Here is a 17504-nt window from a genome sequence, read left to right as displayed (position 1 = left end):
GTCCATCACTCGTATTGCAGGTAGGAAGGCGCGGGGGCGCCGCCGGCGTTGATCGGGCGGTAGCCCGGGATGTTGCGGCGCAGCGCGTCGAGCGGGCTGTTGCCCACGCGCGCGAGGCCGTTGAGTTCGAGCTGGAAGAAGAAGCCCGTGGTGTACGTCGTGGACGACGTGGCGTAGCGCTGGAGCACCACGCGGCCGACCCAGCAGCAGCCGTCGTATTCGAAGCCGGCCACGCCTTCGACCAGGCGGTTTTCGCGCGTCGAGTAATTGACGCGGCCCAGCAGCGACCAGCGCTTGCCGATCGGGAACTGGCCGCCGAGGTCGTACTGCTCCAGCACGCCTTGCAGATAGCGGTAATTGAAGTTGAGCGAGGTGCCCGGCTGCGGGCGCCAGCGCGTCGTGACCGTGCCGCGATAGACGCGGTGGGTCTGCGACTCGAACTGCACGCTGCTGTCGGCCGAGAGCGTGTCGGTGAGATCGCCGCCGACGAGGGCGATGTAGTCGCTCTTGCTCGCGTTGGACAGCGGCTCGGTGCCGGGACCGACGCGCTGGTCCGAGAAGTAGAAGCGCTGGCCGATCGCGGCGCGCAGGCGTTCGAGCCCGGTCTCGCTTTCGAGGAAGCGCGTGGTGACGGCGGTGGTGAGCTGGTTGGCGTCGGACACGCGGTCGTAGCCGGCGTAGGCGTTCTCGCTGAACAGGCGCGCGTAGTTGAAGTCGGCCAGCGCGGTGTCGAACATCGGCGCGGCGCTCTGGTCGCGGTAGGGCGTGCGCACGTAGAACAGGCGCGGCTCCAGCGTCTGCTGGTAGGCGTTGCCGAACAGGCTGGTGTCGCGCTCGAACACGAGACCGGCATCGACGCTGGTGGTCGGGATCGCGCGCTGGTAGGTCGGGCGGTAGATCGAGCCGTCGGGAAGGCTCTCGCGGTCGAGCGAATAGCTGGCGGCGTTGAGCTGGACCTTGGGCGTGATGAACAGTCCCGGCGCGAGGATCGGGTAGCTGATCGACGGGATGACGACCGCGCGGTTGCCCGTGACCTGGGCATCGGTCATCCACGGCCGGTTGTAGGGGTGGGTGAAGCGGGTGGCGTCGGCGTCGAGGCCGAGGTCGAAGCCGGCGATGTCGTACTTCCAGGCGCGCAGGTTGAGCTGGGGCTCGCGCTCGTAGGGCACGGCCACGGGGTTGGTCGGGTCCTGCAGCACCTGGAACTTCTGTTCGCGCAGCAGCAGGTTCCAGCCGCTGCCGTTCCAGCGCAGGCCGGCTTCCTGGGTCAGCTGCCGGTTGGCGGCACTGACGATCGAGGTGCCGAAGTCCGACAGGTAGTTGTTGTCGGACACGCGCTGGAAGTTCACGTAGCCGCTCGCGCCGCGCAGGGTGTCGGCGAAGCTCTGCTCGTGGATGGCGCGCAGCAGCCAGCGACGCTCGCCGGTCTGCTTGTCCTCGTTGATGACGTTGGCCAGCAGCACGCCGCTGTAGCTCTCGCCGAGGTAGCGGAACTCGTTGCCCAGTTCCAGACCGCGCTTGCCGAGCAGGCGCGGCGTGAGCGTGTAGTCGCGGTTGGGCGCGAGGTTGAGGTAGTAGGGCAGCGAGAACTCGATGCCGCGCGAGGTCGTCGCGCCGAAGGTGGGCGCGAGAAAGCCCGACTGCCGCTCCTCGCCCACCGGAAAGCGCAGATAGGGCGAGGCGAACAGCGGCACGCCCTTGAACTCGACCACCGCGTTGCGCGCCGAGCCCTGGCGCGCGGCCTGGTCGATCTCGACTTCCTTCGCGCTCAGGAACCAGTCCTCGTTGTCGGGCGTGCAGGTGGTGTAGCGCACGCCGAGCAGCCGGACGATGTCCTGGCCGAGGAATTCGGTGAGGTCGGCGCTGCCGCGCGGCGGGTCGGTGCGGACGATGCGCGTGGCGCTGGGCGGGCGCGGCTCGATCGTGAACTCGCCCTTGCCGAGCCGGCCGCTGTCGGTATCCAGCTCGTAGAAGGCGTGCGGGCCGCGATAGCTGCTGCCGCCGCGATAGAGCTGGACCGAGCCGTCGGCGTCGAGCGTGTTGCGGATCTGGTCGTAGTCGATGGTGTCGGCGCGCAGCACCGAATTGCCGCGGCGGACCTCGGCGGGTGTGCCGTCGGCGCCGACGACGCGGGTCGAGCGGTCGGGCACGCCTTCGATCTTGGCGCCCTGCACGAACACCGGCAGGCGCTCGGGCGGCACGTCGCCGAGGCGGTCGAAGCGCAGGCCGCGGTCGAAGCGCAGGCCGGTGGACGAGGCGTCGGGCGCGAGGCCGGCGCCGGAGTCGCGCGCGGCGGGGTCGGCGGCGGTATCGGCCGCCGGGCGCACGGTGCCGGCGGAAGCTGGCTGGGCGGCCTCGGCTGGCGCGGTGGCGGGCGTCGCCTGCTGCGCCAGCGCGGGCCAGGCATGCAGGGCCGCGCCGACCGCGAAGGCGAGCGCGGCCGGACGGGCGACGGGCGGAACGGAACGGCGAGGCAGGCGGGCGCGCGGCGACACTGGAACGGGACGGGGGCGAGGCGACGAAGCGTTGTTGGGCGGACGGCGCGACGCCCGGGCGGTCGCGCGGGCGTCCGGCCGGCCGGAGGGCGCCCGTATTATAGGGACGGCCCCTCGCCGCCCGGCCGGGGTCTCATCCCCAGCCCGACCGACGCTCAATGACTTCCCCCAGCACTCCCGCCGCCAGCCCGGCCGACGCGCGCCTCGACGCGCTGCGCGACTGGCTCGCGCCCCTCGCCGCACGGCACGGCTTCGATCCCGCCACGCTCGCCCCGGCCTCGGCCGATGCCAGCTTCCGCCGCTACTTCCGCGTGACCGGCGACGGCGGCCGCAGCTTCGTCGCCATGGACGCCCCGCCGCCGCAGGAAGACGTGCGCCCCTTCCTTCACGCCGCCGAGCAGTTCCGCCGCACCGGCGTGAAGGTGCCCGCCGTGCATGCCCAGGACGCCGACCTCGGCTTCCTGCTGCTGGAAGACTTCGGCCACACGCCCTATCTGAATGTGCTCGACCAGAGCACGGCCAACGTCCTGTACGCCGCCGCGAGCAAGGCGCTGGTCGCCTTCCAGGCCGGCGGCGACAAGACCGCCTTCCCGGCCTACGACGAAGCGCTGCTGCGCCGCGAGATGGAGCTGTTCCGCGAATGGTTCTGCGGCAGGCACCTCAAGCTCGAACTGAGCGACGCCGACCACCGCATGCTCGACAAGACCTTCGAGCTGATCACCGCGAGCAACCTCGCGCAACCGCAGGTGCTGGTGCACCGCGACTACCACTCGCGCAACCTGATGGTGGTGGAGGACGGCTTTCCCGGCCCCGGCATCATCGACTTCCAGGATGCGGTGATCGGTCCCATCACCTACGACCTCGTCTCGCTGCTGCGCGATGCCTACATCGAGTGGGAGGAGCCGCAGCAGATGGACTGGGCGATCCGCTACTGGGAGCTGGCGCGCAAGGCCGGCCTGCCCGTCAACGAGGCTTTCGGCGAGTTCTACCGCGACTTCGACTGGATGGGCATGCAGCGCGCGCTGAAGGTGATGGGCATCTTCGCGCGGCTCGCGATCCGCGACGGCAAGACCGCCTACCTGAACGACATCCCGCGCGTGGCCGGCTATGCGCGCAAGGTGGCCGAGCGCTACGGCGCGTTCAAGCCGCTGCTGGAGCTGCTCGACCGTATCGAGGGTCGGCAGGCGGTGGTGGGCTACACCTTCTGACCATGGCGATGACCACCCACGCCGCAAACGCTTGCAGCCTCGCGCCGGAGCCGCGCGCATGAAGGCGATGATCCTCGCCGCCGGACGCGGCGAACGCATGCGCCCCCTCACCGACGCCTGCCCCAAGCCGCTGCTCGCGGCGGGCGGCAAGCCGCTCGTCGTCTGGCAGATCGAGGCGCTGCGGGCGGCCGGCATCACCGACATCGTCATCAACACCGCCTGGCTCGGCCAGCGGCTGGTGGCGGCGCTTGGCGATGGCGGCGCGCTCGGCGTGCGCATCGCCTGGTCGCACGAGACCGAGGCGCTGGAGACGGGCGGCGGCATCACCACCGCGCTGCCGCTGCTCGGCGATGCGCCCTTCATCGCGGTGTCGGGCGACGTGTACGCGGAGTACGACTACGCCGCGCTCGTGGCGCGCGCGCCGGCGCTGATCGGCGCGGCGCGCGATGTGCATCTGGTGCTGGTGCCGAATCCGGACTTCCATCCGGACGGGGATTTCGCGCTGGCGGCCGGCGCAGTGGATGTCGCCGCAGCGCCCGACGGCCGGAGCGGCGCCGCCGCGCATGCCGCGCCTGCCACGAGCGCCGCCGCCCTCGCCCGCCGCACGCCCGGCCAGCCCGCCTTCACCTACGGAAACATCGGCCTCTACCACCCGCGCCTGTTCGCCGGTTGCGCGCCCCATGTGAGGTTCAAGCTGCTCGACCTGTACCTGAAGGCGATCGACGCCGGCCGCGCCGGCGCGGAACTTTTTACCGGCCGCTGGCACAACCTCGGCACGCCGGCCCAGCTCGCCGCGCTCGATGCCGAACTGCGCGCCGCCGCTGTCAGGGCGAGCGCGCCAGCCCCCGCCACCGGCGCGAGCGCCCCGCCGGGCGCAACAAGCTCCGCCCCGCCGCGCGCCGCCTGACCATCCACGGGCCGCACCGCCGGCCCAACCGAGGAAGCCGCCATGCCCCAAGCCATCGACACCGGCCTCTACCGCGCCCGCCGCGAGCTGCTGGCCGAACGCCTGCGCCTGGCCGGCGGCGGCGTCGCGCTGATTCCCACCGCGCCGCCCGCCACCCGCAGCCGCGACACCGAGTTCCCCTACCGCTTCGACAGCTACTTCCACTACCTCACCGGCTTTGCCGAGCCGGGCGCCGTGCTCGCCATCGTGTGCGACGGCGCGGGCTTCCGCAGCCATCTGTTCTGCCGCCCGCGGGACCCCGACCAGGAGGTGTGGACCGGCTGGCGCCTCGGCCCCGAGGCCGCGCCCGCCGCGCTCGGCGTGGACACTGCCTCCTCCGCCGACAACCTCGACGCCGAACTGCCCGACCTGCTCGCCGACCGCCCCGCCGTCTGGCAGCTGTTCGACCAGCACGGCAACCAGCTCGCGCCCGCGCTGCGCGCCGCCTTCGACCGGCTGCGCGGCCGCGCCCGCAGCGGCGTGCGCCCGCCGCCCGCGCTGCGCGACCTCACGCCGCTGCTCGACGAGATGCGCCTCGTGAAGGACGCGCACGAGATCACGCTGATGAAGCGCGCCGCCGCCATCAGCGCCCATGCCCACATCCGCGCGATGCGCCACGCCCGCCCCGGCCAGCATGAATACCAGCTGGAGGCCGAACTGCTGCACGAATTCCGCCGCCACGGCGCGCAGTTCCCGGCCTACGGCTCGATCGTCGCGAGCGGCGCCAATGCCTGCGTGCTGCACTACGAACAGAACGACGCGCGCATGGCGCCGGGCAGCCTGGTGCTGATCGACGCCGGCTGCGAACTCGACGGCTACGCGGCCGACATCACGCGCAGCTTTCCGGTCGATGGCCGCTTCACGCCCGAGCAGCGCGCGGTGTACGAGATCGTGCTCGCGGCCCAGGCCGCCGCCATCGAGCGCGTGCTGCCCGGCGAGCGCTTCGACGCCGCGCACGAGGCGGCGGTGCGCGTGCTGTGCCAGGGCCTGATCGACCTCAAGCTGCTGTCGGGCGGCCTCGACGAGGTGATCGAGACCGGCGCCTACAAGCGCTTCTACATGCACCGCACCGGCCACTGGCTCGGCATGGACGTGCATGACGTGGGCGACTACCGCGAACCGGCGCCGGTCGAGGCCGCCGGTCCCGGCGGCGCCGCCGAGCGCCCGTCGCGCGTGCTGAAGCCCGGCATGGTGGTGACGGTCGAGCCCGCCCTCTACCTGCGCGGCGATGATCTGCCCGAGGCTTTCCGCAACATCGGCATCCGCATCGAGGACGACGCGCTCGTCACCGTGGACGACGCCGAGATCCTCACCGAGGCCGCGCCCAAGAGCGTCGCGGCGATCGAGACGCTGATGGCGGAGGCGCGGGAATGACGGCGGCATTCGACGCAAACGGCGCGGCCGGCGGCCCGGAGGCGGCAGCGGCGGGCGCCGTGGACGTGGCGCGGGATTTCGACATCGCCATCGTCGGCGCCGGCCCGGTGGGCGCGGCCTGCGCGCTGCTGCTGGCGCGCGTCTGGCCCGATCCGGCGCGCATCCTCGTGATGGACGCGCGGCCGGCGGGCGCGGCGGCCGGCGATCCGCGCGCGCTCGCGGTGTCCGAAGGCTCGATGCAGCTGCTCGCGCGGGTGATCGACACGCGCGAGCTGGTCGCGGCGCCGATCCGCATGGTGCATGTGTCGCAGCGCGGGCATTTCGGCCGCACGGTGCTCGCCGCCGACGAGATGGGCGTGGCGGCGCTCGGCCAGGTCGTGCGCTATCGCGAGCTGATCGCGCCGCTGGAGGCGGCGCTCGCTGCGAGCGGCGTGAACGTCGCGCGGCCGGTCGCCGGCGCCCCGGTCGCGGACGGCGACGGCTGGCGCATCGAGCTGCCCGACGGCCCGGCCCGCGCGGCGCTGCTCGTGCATGCCGAGGGCGGCGTGTTCGAGCGCAGCCCGGCGGCGGACGAAGCGGCGCCCGCCGCCCACGCCGCCGCGAACGGCGCACCCGACGCGCCCCGGGCCGAAGCGGGACGCGCGACCACCTCCGCCGCCCGCGTGCGCGACTACGGCCAGACCGCCGTCATCTGCGAGGTCGAACCCGCCCTGCCCCGGCGCGGCTGGGCCTTCGAGCGCTTCACGCGCGGCGGGCCGCTCGCGCTACTGCCGGTGGACGACGGCGAGCGCATGGCGCTGGTCTGGTGCGCCGCGCCCGACGAGGCCGCGCGCATCGCCGCGCTCGACGACGCGCGCTTCCTCGCCGAGCTGGGCAATACCTTCGGCAGCCGGCTCGGCCGCTTCCGCGCCGCCGGGCCGCGCCATGCCTATGCGCTCGGCCAGCTCCGGCGCGATACCGGCAACGAGCGCGAGGTGGCGATCGGCAACGCCGCGCAGGTGCTGCATCCGGTCGCGGGCCAGGGCTTCAACCTCGGGCTGCGCGACGCGGCGGCGCTGGTCGCGGCGCTCGCGGAAGGATTCGGCGCCGCCCCGCCCGCCGACGCTCCCGCCACGGCCGCCGTCGTCGCCAGCTCCGGCGACCCGATCGCGTCGCCCGGCCTCGCCGCCGCGGCAGCCCCCGCCTTCGACCCCGCCGCCGCCCTCGCCCGCTACCGCGCCGCCCGCCAGCGCGACCGCGATTTCGTGCTCGGCGCCACCGACACGCTCGCGCGCCTGTTCACGCTGCCGCTGCCCGGCATGTCGCACGCGGCCGGCGCCGCCATCGCCGCGCTCGACCTGCTGCCGGCGCTGCGCCAGCCGGTCGCGCGCGCGCTGATGTTCGGGCTGCGCTGACGCGCGGCGGCCGGCGCGCCGGCTATCCGGCCGCTGGCTGCCGACAGCTCTCGCGCGCGGCACGCCGCCGCAGCCTGCGCCCCCGCCCGCCGCGCCCATCAGCCCGAAGCCACCGTTTGCCTACTCCGATCCGCCCCGTCCGGGCAGCGGTTTCACCCCGTCCGGACCGGGTTTCGCGCCGCGCTAAAATGCGCGCCTTTTCCGCGTCCCGGACCGGCCGACTCCCGCCGTTCCGCCCTTGCCAGGCCACGCGGTTCCCGTCTCAAGAACCGCGCTTTCGCGCCCCCATTGCCCCCGTCGAATCCATGTCCACCGGCGTCCGCATCGGCCGTTTCACGACCGCGAACAACGTGTTCGTCGCCCCCATGGCGGGCGTGACGGACCGGCCGTTCCGCGCGCTGTGCCGGCGCTTCGGCGCGGGCCACGCGGTGAGCGAGATGGCGGCGAGCAACCCGAAGCTCTGGGGCACCGAGAAGACGCAGCGCCGCCTCAACCATGACGGCGAGGCCAGCCCGCGCGCGGTGCAGATCGCCGGCGCCGACCCGGTCATGCTGGCCGAGGCCGCGCGCTACAACGTCGATCGCGGCGCCGAGATCATCGACATCAACATGGGCTGCCCGGCCAAGAAGGTGTGCAACGTGGCGGCCGGCTCGGCGCTGCTGCGCGACGAGGCGCTCGTCGCCCGCATCCTCGAAAGCGTGGTCGCGGCGGTGGACGTGCCGGTCACGCTCAAGACCCGCACCGGCTGGAGCCGCGAGCAGCGCAACGCCATCCGCGTCGCGCGCATCGCCGAGCAGTCGGGCATTGCCCTGCTCACGCTGCACGGCCGCACCCGCGCCGACCTGTACGAGGGCGAGGCCGAGTACGACACCATCGCCGCCGTCAAGGCCGAGGTCGGCATTCCGGTCGTCGCCAACGGCGACATCGACTCGCCCGCCAAGGCTGCCCGCGTGCTCGCGCACACGAAGGCCGACGCGGTGATGGTCGGCCGCGCCGCGCAAGGCCGGCCCTGGATCTTCCGCGAGATCGCGCATCATCTCGCCACCGGCGGCCAGCTGCCGCCGCCCACGATCGGCGAGGTGCGCGACGCGCTCGTCGAGCATCTGCATTCGCATTACGCCTTCTACGGCGAGCTCACCGGGCTGCGCACCGCGCGCAAGCACATCGGCTGGTACGTGCGCGACCTGCCCGGTGGCGAGACCTTCCGGGCCCGCATGAACACGCTGGAGTCCACGCAGGCCCAGGTGGAGGCCACGGTCGAGTTCCTCGACTCGCTCGGCCCCGCCCACGCCCGCCTGCCCGACGCCGGCGCTCCCTCACAACAACACATCCCACCCCTGGCCGCATGACCCCCAGCCCGATCGAAGAGTGCATCGTCTGTGCGCTCGAAAAATACTTCCAGGACCTCGACGGCGAGACGCCGAGCGCCGTGTACGACATGGTCATGCAAGCGGTCGAGAAGCCGATGCTCGAAGTCGTGATGCGCCAGGCGTCGGGCAAGCAGTCGGTTGCCTCGGAGATGCTCGGCATCAACCGCAACACGCTGCGCAAGAAGCTCCAGCAATACGGCCTGCTCGAAGGCAAGTGAACCGGACCCCCACCATGATCCAACGCGCTCTCATTTCCGTTTCCGACAAGACCGGCGTCGCCGAACTCGCCCGCGAGCTCGCCGCCCTCGGCGTCGAGATCCTGTCCACCGGCGGCACCGCCAAGCTGCTTGCCGGCCTGGGCATTCCGGTCGTCGAGGTTGCCGACCACACCGGCTTTCCCGAGATGCTCGACGGCCGCGTGAAGACGCTGCACCCCAAGATCCACGGCGGCATCCTCGCCCGCCGCGACCTGCCCGAGCACATGGCCGCGCTCGATGCGCACGGCATCGGCCGCATCGACCTGCTGGTCGTCAACCTTTACCCGTTCGTCGAGGCGACCTCGAAGGCCGACTGCACCTTCGAGAACGCGATCGAGAACATCGACATCGGCGGCCCGACGATGCTGCGCTCGGCGGCCAAGAACCACCGCGACGTGGCGGTGGTGGTCGATCCGGCCGACTACGCCGTGGTCGTGGCCGAACTCAAGGCGGCCGGCGAGACCAGCTTCGCCACCCGCTTCCGCCTCGCCAAGAAGGTGTTCGCGCACACGGCCCAGTACGACTCGGCCATCACCAACTACCTGACCGCGATCGAAGCCGAGGCGCCCGAAGCCGGCGTCGTGCCCGCGCGCGAGCAATACCCGCAGGTCTTCAACCAGGCCTTCGAGAAGGTGCAGACCCTGCGCTACGGCGAGAACCCGCACCAGACCGCCGCCTTCTACCGCGACCTCGCGCCGGCCGCCGGCGCGCTCGCCAACTACGTGCAGCTCCAGGGCAAGGAACTCTCGTACAACAACATCGCCGACGCCGACGCGGCCTGGGAATGCGTCAAGACCTTCCCGGCCAACGAACCGGCCTGCGTGATCATCAAGCACGCCAACCCCTGCGGCGTGGCCGTGGGCGCGACCGCGCTGGAGGCCTACAGCAAGGCCTTCAAGACCGACTCGACCTCGGCCTTCGGCGGGATCATCGCCTTCAACGTGCCGCTCGACGGCGCCGCCGCCGAAGCGGTGAGCAAGCAGTTCGTCGAGGTGCTGATCGCCCCGGCCTTCACGCCGGAAGCGCGCGCGATCTTCGCGGCCAAGACCAATGTGCGCGTGCTCGAAATCGCGCTGCCGGCGGGCTTCGGCACCAGCGTCGCCTATGACCTCAAGCGCGTGGGCGGCGGCATCCTCGTGCAGTCGCCGGACGCCAAGAACGTGGCGGCCGAGGAACTCAAGGTCGTGACCAAGGTGCAGCCGACGCCGGCGCAGATGGCCGACCTGATGTTCGCGTGGAAGGTGGCCAAGTTCGTGAAGAGCAATGCGATCGTGTTCTGCGGCGGCGGCATGACGCTGGGCGTGGGCGCGGGCCAGATGAGCCGCATCGACTCGGCGCGCATCGCGAGCATCAAGGCCGAGAACGCGGGCCTGACGCTGAAGGGTTCGGCGGTGGCGAGCGATGCCTTCTTCCCGTTCCGCGACGGGCTGGACGTGGTGTGCGACGCGGGCGCGACCTGCGTGATCCATCCGGGCGGCTCGATGCGCGATCAGGAGGTGATCGATGCGGCGAACGAGCGGGGGATTGCGATGGTGCTGACGGGGACGCGGCACTTCCGGCATTGATAGCAGCCTGAAAGGGCGGTGAGGCTTGCAAGGGGCTGCGGTGCGATTGGGTGCCGTGGCCCCTTCGGCTTTCTGGAAGCTGCGGTTGGGCGAGGTGCGGGTGCGGGCGACGGGCGCCTGCGGTGACGGCCGCCGCTGGACGCGGCGGCTGCCCTTCGCTCCGTTCGGTAGCCCGGCGGCCCGGCGTTCCAACTCGGCTTCGCTGCGCGAAGCCTCAAACAGGAACGCCTGAGCGGCTGCGCCGCTCACCGCCGTCTACCTCCTGCGCTCGGCGTCGCCGATGGCGCCCGTCGCCCGCACCCGCACCTCGCCCTTTTCGGTTCAAGGGCCGATGGGGCCGCTGCGCGGCCCCATGGTTGATGCGGCGAAGCCGTTCGCACGGTCGAAGCGCCGCCGGACACCTCGGGCCAATCAACCCGGCTCGCCCCCAGGGCCGCACAGCGGCCCCATCAGCCGCCGCCCGCCATCCCCCGCCCCGCGCCGCCGTCACGGCCGCGACGCCCACTCGCCATACACCGCCGCAGCCTCCGCCTCCAGCACCGGCCCGACGACCGCAACCGCCCGCTGCCCCATCAGCTCCGCGCACCCCGGCCGCAGCGTGTCGATGCCATGCGCCGCCATCACGCCGCTGCCGCCCGCGAACACCACCCGCCTCACGCCCGCCCACAGCATCGCCGCCGCGCACATCGGGCAGGGCTCGCCGCTTGCGTACATCGTGGAGCCGCGCAGCGCCTCGGCGCCCCAGGCCGCGAGCGCGTCGCGCACGGCGTTGGTCTCGGCATGGCCGGTGCGGTCGCCCGGCACGGCCGGCGCGTTGCGCGCCGTGAGCACGCGGCCGTCCGCCGTGAGCAGCACCGCGCCGAAGGGCATCGCGCCCGCCGCCACCGCCGCGCGCGAGGCGCGGATGGCTTCGCGCAGATGCAGCGCGTCCACCGGGGAAATGTCGTCATTCATCCCGCCCCCTCAGATCTCGTCGATGCCCGTCGAGCGCGCCGCCGTCGGCGCCTCGCCCTTGCCCGCGATCGCGAACCGGTCGCGCGTCGTCACGTAGAAGCTCGCCCCGAAGCGCCCGACCGGGAAGTAGTCCTGCAACGACACGCGCCAGCGCTGCATGTCCACCAGCCCGTCGCGCGCGCGCAGCGACAGCACGCGGCCGAAGAACACCAGCCGGCTCGGCGTCTCCAGCTTCTCGTGCAGCACGCATTCGAAGGCGACCGGCGCCTCGGCGATGCAGGGCGGCGCGACGCGCGTGGCCGGCACCGCCGTGAGCCCGACCTGCTCCAGCTCGTTCACGCCCTCGGGGAAGGCCTGGCCGCAGCCGTCCATGCGCTCGGCGATCGCCTCGTCGCAAAGATGCACGACGAATTCCCCATTCGCGAGGATGTTGGCCGCCGTGTGCTTGAGCCCGCCGTCGTGCTGGCGGTTGATGCTCACCATCACCGTCGGCGGGTCCTCGCCGAGCATGTTGAACATGCTGAACGGCGCCGCGTTGATGCGGCCCTGCGCGTCGACCGTGGTGATGAGCGCGATCGGCCGCGGCACGATCAGGCTCGCCATGAGCTTGTAGCGCTCGTAGATGCCGAGCGTGGTGAAGTCGATGTCCACGGCCGGCCTCATTGCGGCAGCGGCGTGTCGATGCCCTCGACCAGCCACTTGAGCGACCACAGGTCGGCCTCGGGCAGCACGCCGCCGGCCGGCACCACCACCTTGCCCGACTGATCCCTGATCGGCCCGGCAAACACGCTGAGCTTGCCGTCGATGATGGCCTTGCGCTTCTCGTCGAAGGTCTTTGCAAGCGTTTGCGGCACCTCGGCGTTGAGCGGGCTGAGTTCGATCATCCCTTCCTTCATGCCCCACTTGGTGTCTTCCGGCTTCCACTGGCCGTCGAGCAGCTGCTGGATCTTGTGGCGGTAGTACACGCCCCAGTTCACGGTGTTGGCGCTGAGGTGGGCGCGCTTGCCGTAGCGGCTCATGTCGCTGTCCTGGCCGAAGGCGTAGAGGCCCTTGGCCTCGGCCACCTGCACGGCGGCCGGCGAGTCGGTGTTCTGGTAGAGCACGTCGGCGCCCTGGGCCGCGAGCGTCTCGGCGGCCTGGCGTTCGAGGCCGGGGTTGTACCAGCTGTTCACCCACACGACCTTCACCTTGACGGCCGGGTTCACGCTGCGCGCGCCGAGCGTGAAGGCATCGAGATTGCGCAGCACCTCGGGAATCGGAATCGAGCCGAGATAGCCGAGCGTGTTCGACTTCGTCTTGCTGCCGGCGAGGATGCCGAGCAGATAGGCGCCCTCGTAGAAGCGGGTCTGGTAGATGCCGACGTTCTTCGCGGTCTTGTAGCCGGTGGCGTGCTCGAACACCACGTTCGGGAACTGCTTCGCGACCTTGATCGTCGGCTCCATGAAGCCGAAGGACGTGGTGAAGACGATGGCGCAGCCGTCCTGCGCGAACTGGCGGATCACGCGCTCGGCGTCGGCGCTTTCAGGCACGTTCTCGACATAGCGCGTGCGCACACGGCCCGCGAAGGCCGCCTCGACCGACTTACGGCCAAGGTCGTGCTGGTAGGTCCAGCCGCCATCGCCCACCGGGCCGGAATAGACGAAGCAGGCGTCGATCGGCTTGTCGGCGGCCTCGGCGCCGGCCGGCAGCGCGACCAGCGCGCCGACCGCGAGCGTATGGCCGAGCACGACACCGAGCGTCGAGCACGACAGGCGATCGGCAGCGTCGGCGATCGCCCGCCCGGCGTGGCCGAGGCGGCCCAGGGTCTGGCGGACAGCGTCGAGTCGGCTCAAGGCTTGATGCGCGCGACCGGCGCCCGGCAGGCCGGAGCGGAAAGGTTTGCGGGATGCGGACGGACGGTGGCTGGCTGGCATGGCGGATTCCTCGGTTCGGTGCATGAGACGGTTCAGGCAGCCGGGCCCGTGGCTGCATTTATGTATACATGCACTCGCCATGCCAACGGTCAATAAAACTCAAGTCATTGTTTTAAATGGAAAATTATTAATTTCATTTATGTATACATTGGTGCATCACCGCACCGCCGGGCATCATCCGCCGTCGCTCGCGGGCAGGGTGGCCGGCACGCGCACCTGGGCTTCGAGTTCGCGCAGATGGGCGTCCATCTCCGCCACCGCGCCGGCCACGTCGCCGATTTCCATGAGGTGGACGATACGGTCGTGCTCGTCGTGCTGGCAGGTGGCGTGGGCCGGCTCGTCGCGCTCGTACAGCGCGACGATGAGCGAGCAGCGCGACATGAGCTGTTCCAGAAATCCGCGCAGCACGCGGTTGCCCGCGAGGTCGGCGAGCGCGAGATGGAAGTCGCCCGCGAGCTTCACCCAGCGCGCATGGTTGCCCTCGGCGAGCGCGTCCTGCTCGGCGCGCAGGCGCTCGCGCAGACGGGCGTAGTCGGCGCGGCCGGCGGCGCGCGCGGCGAGCGGCAGGATCGCCGCCTCGACGCCGCGCCGCGCCTCGAAGATCTCGCGCGTCTCCTCCGGCGTCGGCGCCGCGACGCTCGCGCCGCGATTGGGGCGGATGTCCACCACATGCCCCTCGGCCAGCCGGCGCAGCGCCTGCCGCACGACCGTGCGGCTCACCGAGAACAGCTCGCACAGCTCGGCCTCGGGCAGCTTGGTGCCCGGCGCGAGGCGCTGATTGACGATGGCCTCGAAGATCGCCTCGACCACCGGCTCGTCCATCGTCCCGCCCGGCGGCACCGCGAGCACCCGGCGCGGCCGCAGCACTTCGAGCGCGGGGCTGATTTCGACGGGTCGGGCGCTGGTGGCGGACGGGGCGGTGCGGGTGGCATTCATGGCGCGCGAGGATAACCGTGGGGTCGCGCGTCGGCCGAGCCCGCCAACTGTGGGGGTCAGGCGCCGGCAGAAGCCGCCAACCCCAGGGTCAGGCTCGGCCAAGCCCGCGCCCGCCATGCCGCACCGCCCGTGCTAGCTTCCCCAGGGCCGCAACGCGGCCCCACCGACCCCAGCCCAAGGCGGCGCGGGGCGGGGGATGGCGGGCGGCGGCTGTCTGGCGCGCCGAGCGAACGAGGTAGGCGCGGGGAAACGCCGCAGGCGTTTAGGCGGGCTTGTCTGAGTACCGCGCAGCGGTGCGAGTTGGCCCGCCGACCCGCGAGCTACCGAAGGCAGTGAGGGAACCCGCCGCGTCCAGCGGCGGGCGCACCAGCCAGCCGCCGCCCGCCATCCCCCGCCCCGCGCCGCCGTCACCGCCCTTCGATGACCACCGCAGCAGCCCCCCAACGAATCCTCGGCATCGACCCCGGCCTGCAACGCACCGGCTTCGGCGTGATCGACCGCCACGGCGCCCGCCTGAGCTACGTCGCCTCCGGCGTCATCCGCACCGACGTCAAGCAGCCGCTCGCCGAGCGCCTCGGCACCCTCGTACGCGGCATCCAGGAGATCGCCGGCGACACCCGGCCCGACTGCGCCGCCGTCGAGATCGTGTTCGTCAACGTCAATCCGCAATCGACGCTGCTGCTCGGCCAGGCGCGCGGCGCGGCGCTCGCGGCGCTGGTGCTCGCTGGCCTGCCGGTGCACGAGTACACCGCGCTCCAGGTGAAGAAGGCCACCGTCGGCACCGGCCACGCGCGCAAGCAGCAGGTGCAGGACATGGTCGTGCGCCTGCTCACGCTCAGTGGCACGCCCCAGGCCGACGCCGCCGACGCCCTCGCCTGCGCGATCACGCATGCGCATGCGGGCCACGGCATGGGCGCGGCGGCGCAGGCGGTGGGCATGACGGCGCAGTCGGGGCGGGTGAAGTTCCGGCGCGGGCGGGTCGTGGGCTGACGGGCCGGCACGGCTGCACGGCGATCGTGCAGGCTCCCACGCAGGTGCCGCGCACCGGCCGCTTGCCGGGCAGATTCCCTGCCGAGGCAGCGGTGTTTCCGGATTCCTTCCGCCGACCCGTCGGCTAGGCTTGCCGCTCCAACCATCACAACGACGGCATTCAAATGATCGGCAAGCTCACCGGCCGCCTGCTCGAAAAGACTCCCCCCACCGTGCTCATCGACGTCCACGGCGTCGGCTATGAAGTGGACGTGCCGATGAGCACGCTCTACGCGCTGCCGCCGCTCGGCGAGCCGGTGTCGCTGCGCACGCATTTCGTCGTGCGCGAGGATGCGCAACTGCTCTACGGCTTCGCCACCGAGGCCGAGCGCGCGGCCTTCCGCCAGCTGCTCAAGATTTCCGGCGTCGGGGCGCGCATCGCGCTCGCGGTGCTGTCGGGGCTGTCGGTGGAGGAGCTTGCAAGCGCTGTCGCGATGCAGGAGCAGGCGCGGCTGGTGCGCATTCCGGGCATCGGCAAGAAGACCGCCGAGCGCCTGCTGCTGGAGCTGAAGGGCAAGATCGGCGCGCCCGTGGGCGGCATGCCGGGCATCGTCGGCAGCGGCGATCTGGCGCCCGCGACCGAGACCGACGCGCAGCAGAACGACGTGCTCAACGCGCTGGTCGCGCTGGGCTATTCGGATCGGGAGGCGGCTGCCGTCATCAAGAAACTGCCGCCCGGTTCGTCGGTGGAGGACGGCATCCGCGCCGCGCTGCGATTGCTGGCGCGCGGCTGAGCCGCCGGGGCCGGATCGGCTGGCGGCGCGCGGCCAGCGCGGCGCGCGGTCAGCCGGCGCGGCAGCGCGCATCGCATTACCGCCGGCTACGCGCCGGCATGCAGTACCGCTTCATCCCAACTGATCGCGCCGGCGCGTCCGGCATCCGTCGCACGAGGAGTTCCGCATGTCCGTCCGAGTCCTGCGTTCCATCTTCGTCGCCAGCCTTGCCGCGAGTGCGGGGCTGGCCGTTGCGCCATCGGCGCTGGCCGGGTCCGACGGCGGCACGACAGGCGCCATGTCAGGCGCAGTGCCGGGCGTGCTCGCGATTGCCGCCGAGCCCGGCGCGATGCCCGATGCGGGCGCTGCCATGGCTGCCGGCGATGCGGTGGACGGCGTGTCGGGCTGGCGCTTCCAGGTCGACAACGACCGCTTCATCCTCCCGGCGCGCAACGACGGCGGCTACACCGGCGGCTGGCGCTTCGACCACGGCTTCGCGCGCGACGACACGCCGTCCTGGCTCGAACCGCTGCGGCTCGCGGCCGGCAGCCTGCTCGGCGGGCCGGCCACGCTCAACGCGAGCGCCGGCCAGCTCGCCTACACGCCGCGCGACGCCACCCTCGCCGCGCCCCAGCCCGACGAGCGCCCCTGGGCGGCCTTCCTCTATGGCGCGCTGTCGGCGCACCGGCTGAGCGACGGGCTGTGGCGCTCGGTCGAACTGAAGCTGGGCGTGCTCGGCCCGGCGGCGCTCGGGCGGCAGGCGCAGACCGTCGTGCACAAGCTCACCAACTCGGACACGCCCGCCGGCTGGGGTCATCAGCTGCGCGCGCGCACGGCGGTGCAGGTGGAGGCGCTGGCGTCATGGCGCGCGCTGGAGGCGGGGCCGGTCGGCATCGACATCGACGGCGGCCTCGTCGCGGGCACGCTGCGCAACTACGCGCAGGCGGGCGTGGGGCTGGTGCTGGGCGCGCGGGCGCCCCGGCTGCCGGCGCTGTCGCCCAACGTGCATGACCGCGTGGTGTTCGACGCGGCGGCGCTGCGCGCGCTCGGCGACGACGGTTGGCACGGGCTGACGGCCTTCGCGCACTGGGGCGCGCAGCGCTACGCGACGAACAGCTTCATCACCGGCGCGACCTACGGGGAGCGGCCGGATGTGGATTTCCGGCGCGATGTGACGACGCTGAGCGCGGGGCTGCACTGGGCCTTCGCGCGCGACTGGTCGCTGAGCTATGTGGCGACGCGGCGCAGCGCGGATTACGTGTCGCGCAATCCGGGGGTCGGGGAGGATTCGGAGCGGTGGGGGGGCGTGGTGCTCACCCACGTCTGCGGCTGTTGAGTCCGGGGCGGGGG

General features: G+C 72.1%; 15 protein-coding genes. 10 read left to right on the top strand and 5 right to left on the bottom strand.

Translation table 11 applies throughout. The features are described from left to right. Positions 1–5: 5 nt before the first annotated feature. The gene (locus H566_RS25870; protein WP_051378895.1) at positions 6–2495 is read right to left on the bottom strand and encodes an LPS-assembly protein LptD; all 2490 of its coding nucleotides are present in this window, start codon (positions 2493–2495) and stop codon (positions 6–8) included. 158 nt (positions 2496–2653) lie between these two features. On the opposite strand from H566_RS25870, the gene H566_RS0116555 reads away from it, so the two are divergent. The 7 genes from H566_RS0116555 to purH all read left to right on the top strand — a co-directional run bounded on the left by H566_RS0116555 (position 2654) and on the right by purH (position 10609). Then, positions 2654–3703, top strand: coding sequence for an aminoglycoside phosphotransferase family protein (locus H566_RS0116555; RefSeq protein WP_028312303.1), 1050 nt, complete (start codon positions 2654–2656; stop codon positions 3701–3703). 58 nt (positions 3704–3761) lie between these two features. After that, a complete protein-coding gene (locus H566_RS25865) occupies positions 3762–4610 on the top strand; it encodes a nucleotidyltransferase family protein (RefSeq protein ID WP_084545213.1) in 849 nt (282 codons plus the stop codon). Positions 4611–4652: 42 nt separating this feature from the next. Then, entirely contained in the window at positions 4653–6023 is a 1371-nt protein-coding gene (locus tag H566_RS0116545; RefSeq protein ID WP_028312302.1) for an aminopeptidase P N-terminal domain-containing protein, read from the top strand. Further along, positions 6020–7417 (top strand): FAD-dependent monooxygenase, encoded by a 1398-nt coding sequence (locus tag H566_RS0116540; protein ID WP_051378894.1) that lies wholly within the window; start codon positions 6020–6022, stop codon positions 7415–7417. Before H566_RS0116545 ends, H566_RS0116540 begins: the two co-directional genes overlap by 4 nt. Before the next feature lie 305 nt (positions 7418–7722). Further along, positions 7723–8766, top strand: a complete 1044-nt coding sequence (dusB, locus tag H566_RS25860) for a tRNA dihydrouridine synthase DusB (RefSeq protein WP_051378893.1) — start codon at positions 7723–7725, stop codon at positions 8764–8766. Continuing rightward, a complete protein-coding gene (locus H566_RS0116530; protein WP_028312300.1) occupies positions 8763–9005 on the top strand; it encodes a Fis family transcriptional regulator in 243 nt (80 codons plus the stop codon). Before dusB ends, H566_RS0116530 begins: the two co-directional genes overlap by 4 nt. A 14-nt stretch (positions 9006–9019) precedes the next feature. Beyond that, positions 9020–10609, top strand: coding sequence for a bifunctional phosphoribosylaminoimidazolecarboxamide formyltransferase/IMP cyclohydrolase (purH, locus tag H566_RS0116525; RefSeq protein ID WP_028312299.1), 1590 nt, complete (start codon positions 9020–9022; stop codon positions 10607–10609). A gap of 486 nt (positions 10610–11095) precedes the next feature. On the opposite strand, the gene H566_RS0116520 is transcribed toward purH, so the two are convergent. The 4 genes from H566_RS0116520 to H566_RS0116505 all read right to left on the bottom strand — a co-directional run bounded on the left by H566_RS0116520 (position 11096) and on the right by H566_RS0116505 (position 14412). Further along, positions 11096–11563: a nucleoside deaminase gene (locus H566_RS0116520; protein ID WP_034412061.1), complete on the bottom strand. Its 468-nt coding sequence runs from the start codon at positions 11561–11563 to the stop codon at positions 11096–11098. A gap of 9 nt (positions 11564–11572) precedes the next feature. Next, the gene (locus tag H566_RS0116515; protein ID WP_028312297.1) at positions 11573–12214 is read right to left on the bottom strand and encodes a flavin reductase family protein; all 642 of its coding nucleotides are present in this window, start codon (positions 12212–12214) and stop codon (positions 11573–11575) included. 8 nt (positions 12215–12222) lie between these two features. After that, positions 12223–13395 (bottom strand): BMP family ABC transporter substrate-binding protein, encoded by a 1173-nt coding sequence (locus H566_RS0116510; RefSeq protein WP_245591393.1) that lies wholly within the window; start codon positions 13393–13395, stop codon positions 12223–12225. A gap of 255 nt (positions 13396–13650) precedes the next feature. Further along, on the bottom strand, positions 13651–14412 hold the full coding sequence (locus H566_RS0116505; RefSeq protein ID WP_084545211.1) for a GntR family transcriptional regulator: 762 nt from the start codon (positions 14410–14412) through the stop codon (positions 13651–13653). 420 nt (positions 14413–14832) lie between these two features. Here H566_RS0116505 and ruvC point away from each other — a divergent pair, with 420 nt between their 5' ends. From ruvC to H566_RS0116490, 3 genes are all read left to right on the top strand, one after another. Then, positions 14833–15402, top strand: a complete 570-nt coding sequence (gene ruvC / locus H566_RS0116500; protein ID WP_028312294.1) for a crossover junction endodeoxyribonuclease RuvC — start codon at positions 14833–14835, stop codon at positions 15400–15402. A 164-nt stretch (positions 15403–15566) separates the two neighbouring features. Next, the gene (gene ruvA, locus H566_RS0116495; protein ID WP_028312293.1) at positions 15567–16175 is read left to right on the top strand and encodes a Holliday junction branch migration protein RuvA; all 609 of its coding nucleotides are present in this window, start codon (positions 15567–15569) and stop codon (positions 16173–16175) included. A gap of 166 nt (positions 16176–16341) precedes the next feature. Further along, positions 16342–17490, top strand: coding sequence for a lipid A deacylase LpxR family protein (locus tag H566_RS0116490; protein WP_028312292.1), 1149 nt, complete (start codon positions 16342–16344; stop codon positions 17488–17490). Positions 17491–17504 lie beyond the last annotated feature (14 nt).

The sequence above is a fragment of the Derxia gummosa DSM 723 genome (genome assembly GCF_000482785.1).
Taxonomy (GTDB): domain Bacteria; phylum Pseudomonadota; class Gammaproteobacteria; order Burkholderiales; family Burkholderiaceae_E; genus Derxia; species Derxia gummosa.
Note: the sequence above shows the minus strand (reverse complement) of the source record. Positions and strands in the feature narration are given on the sequence as shown.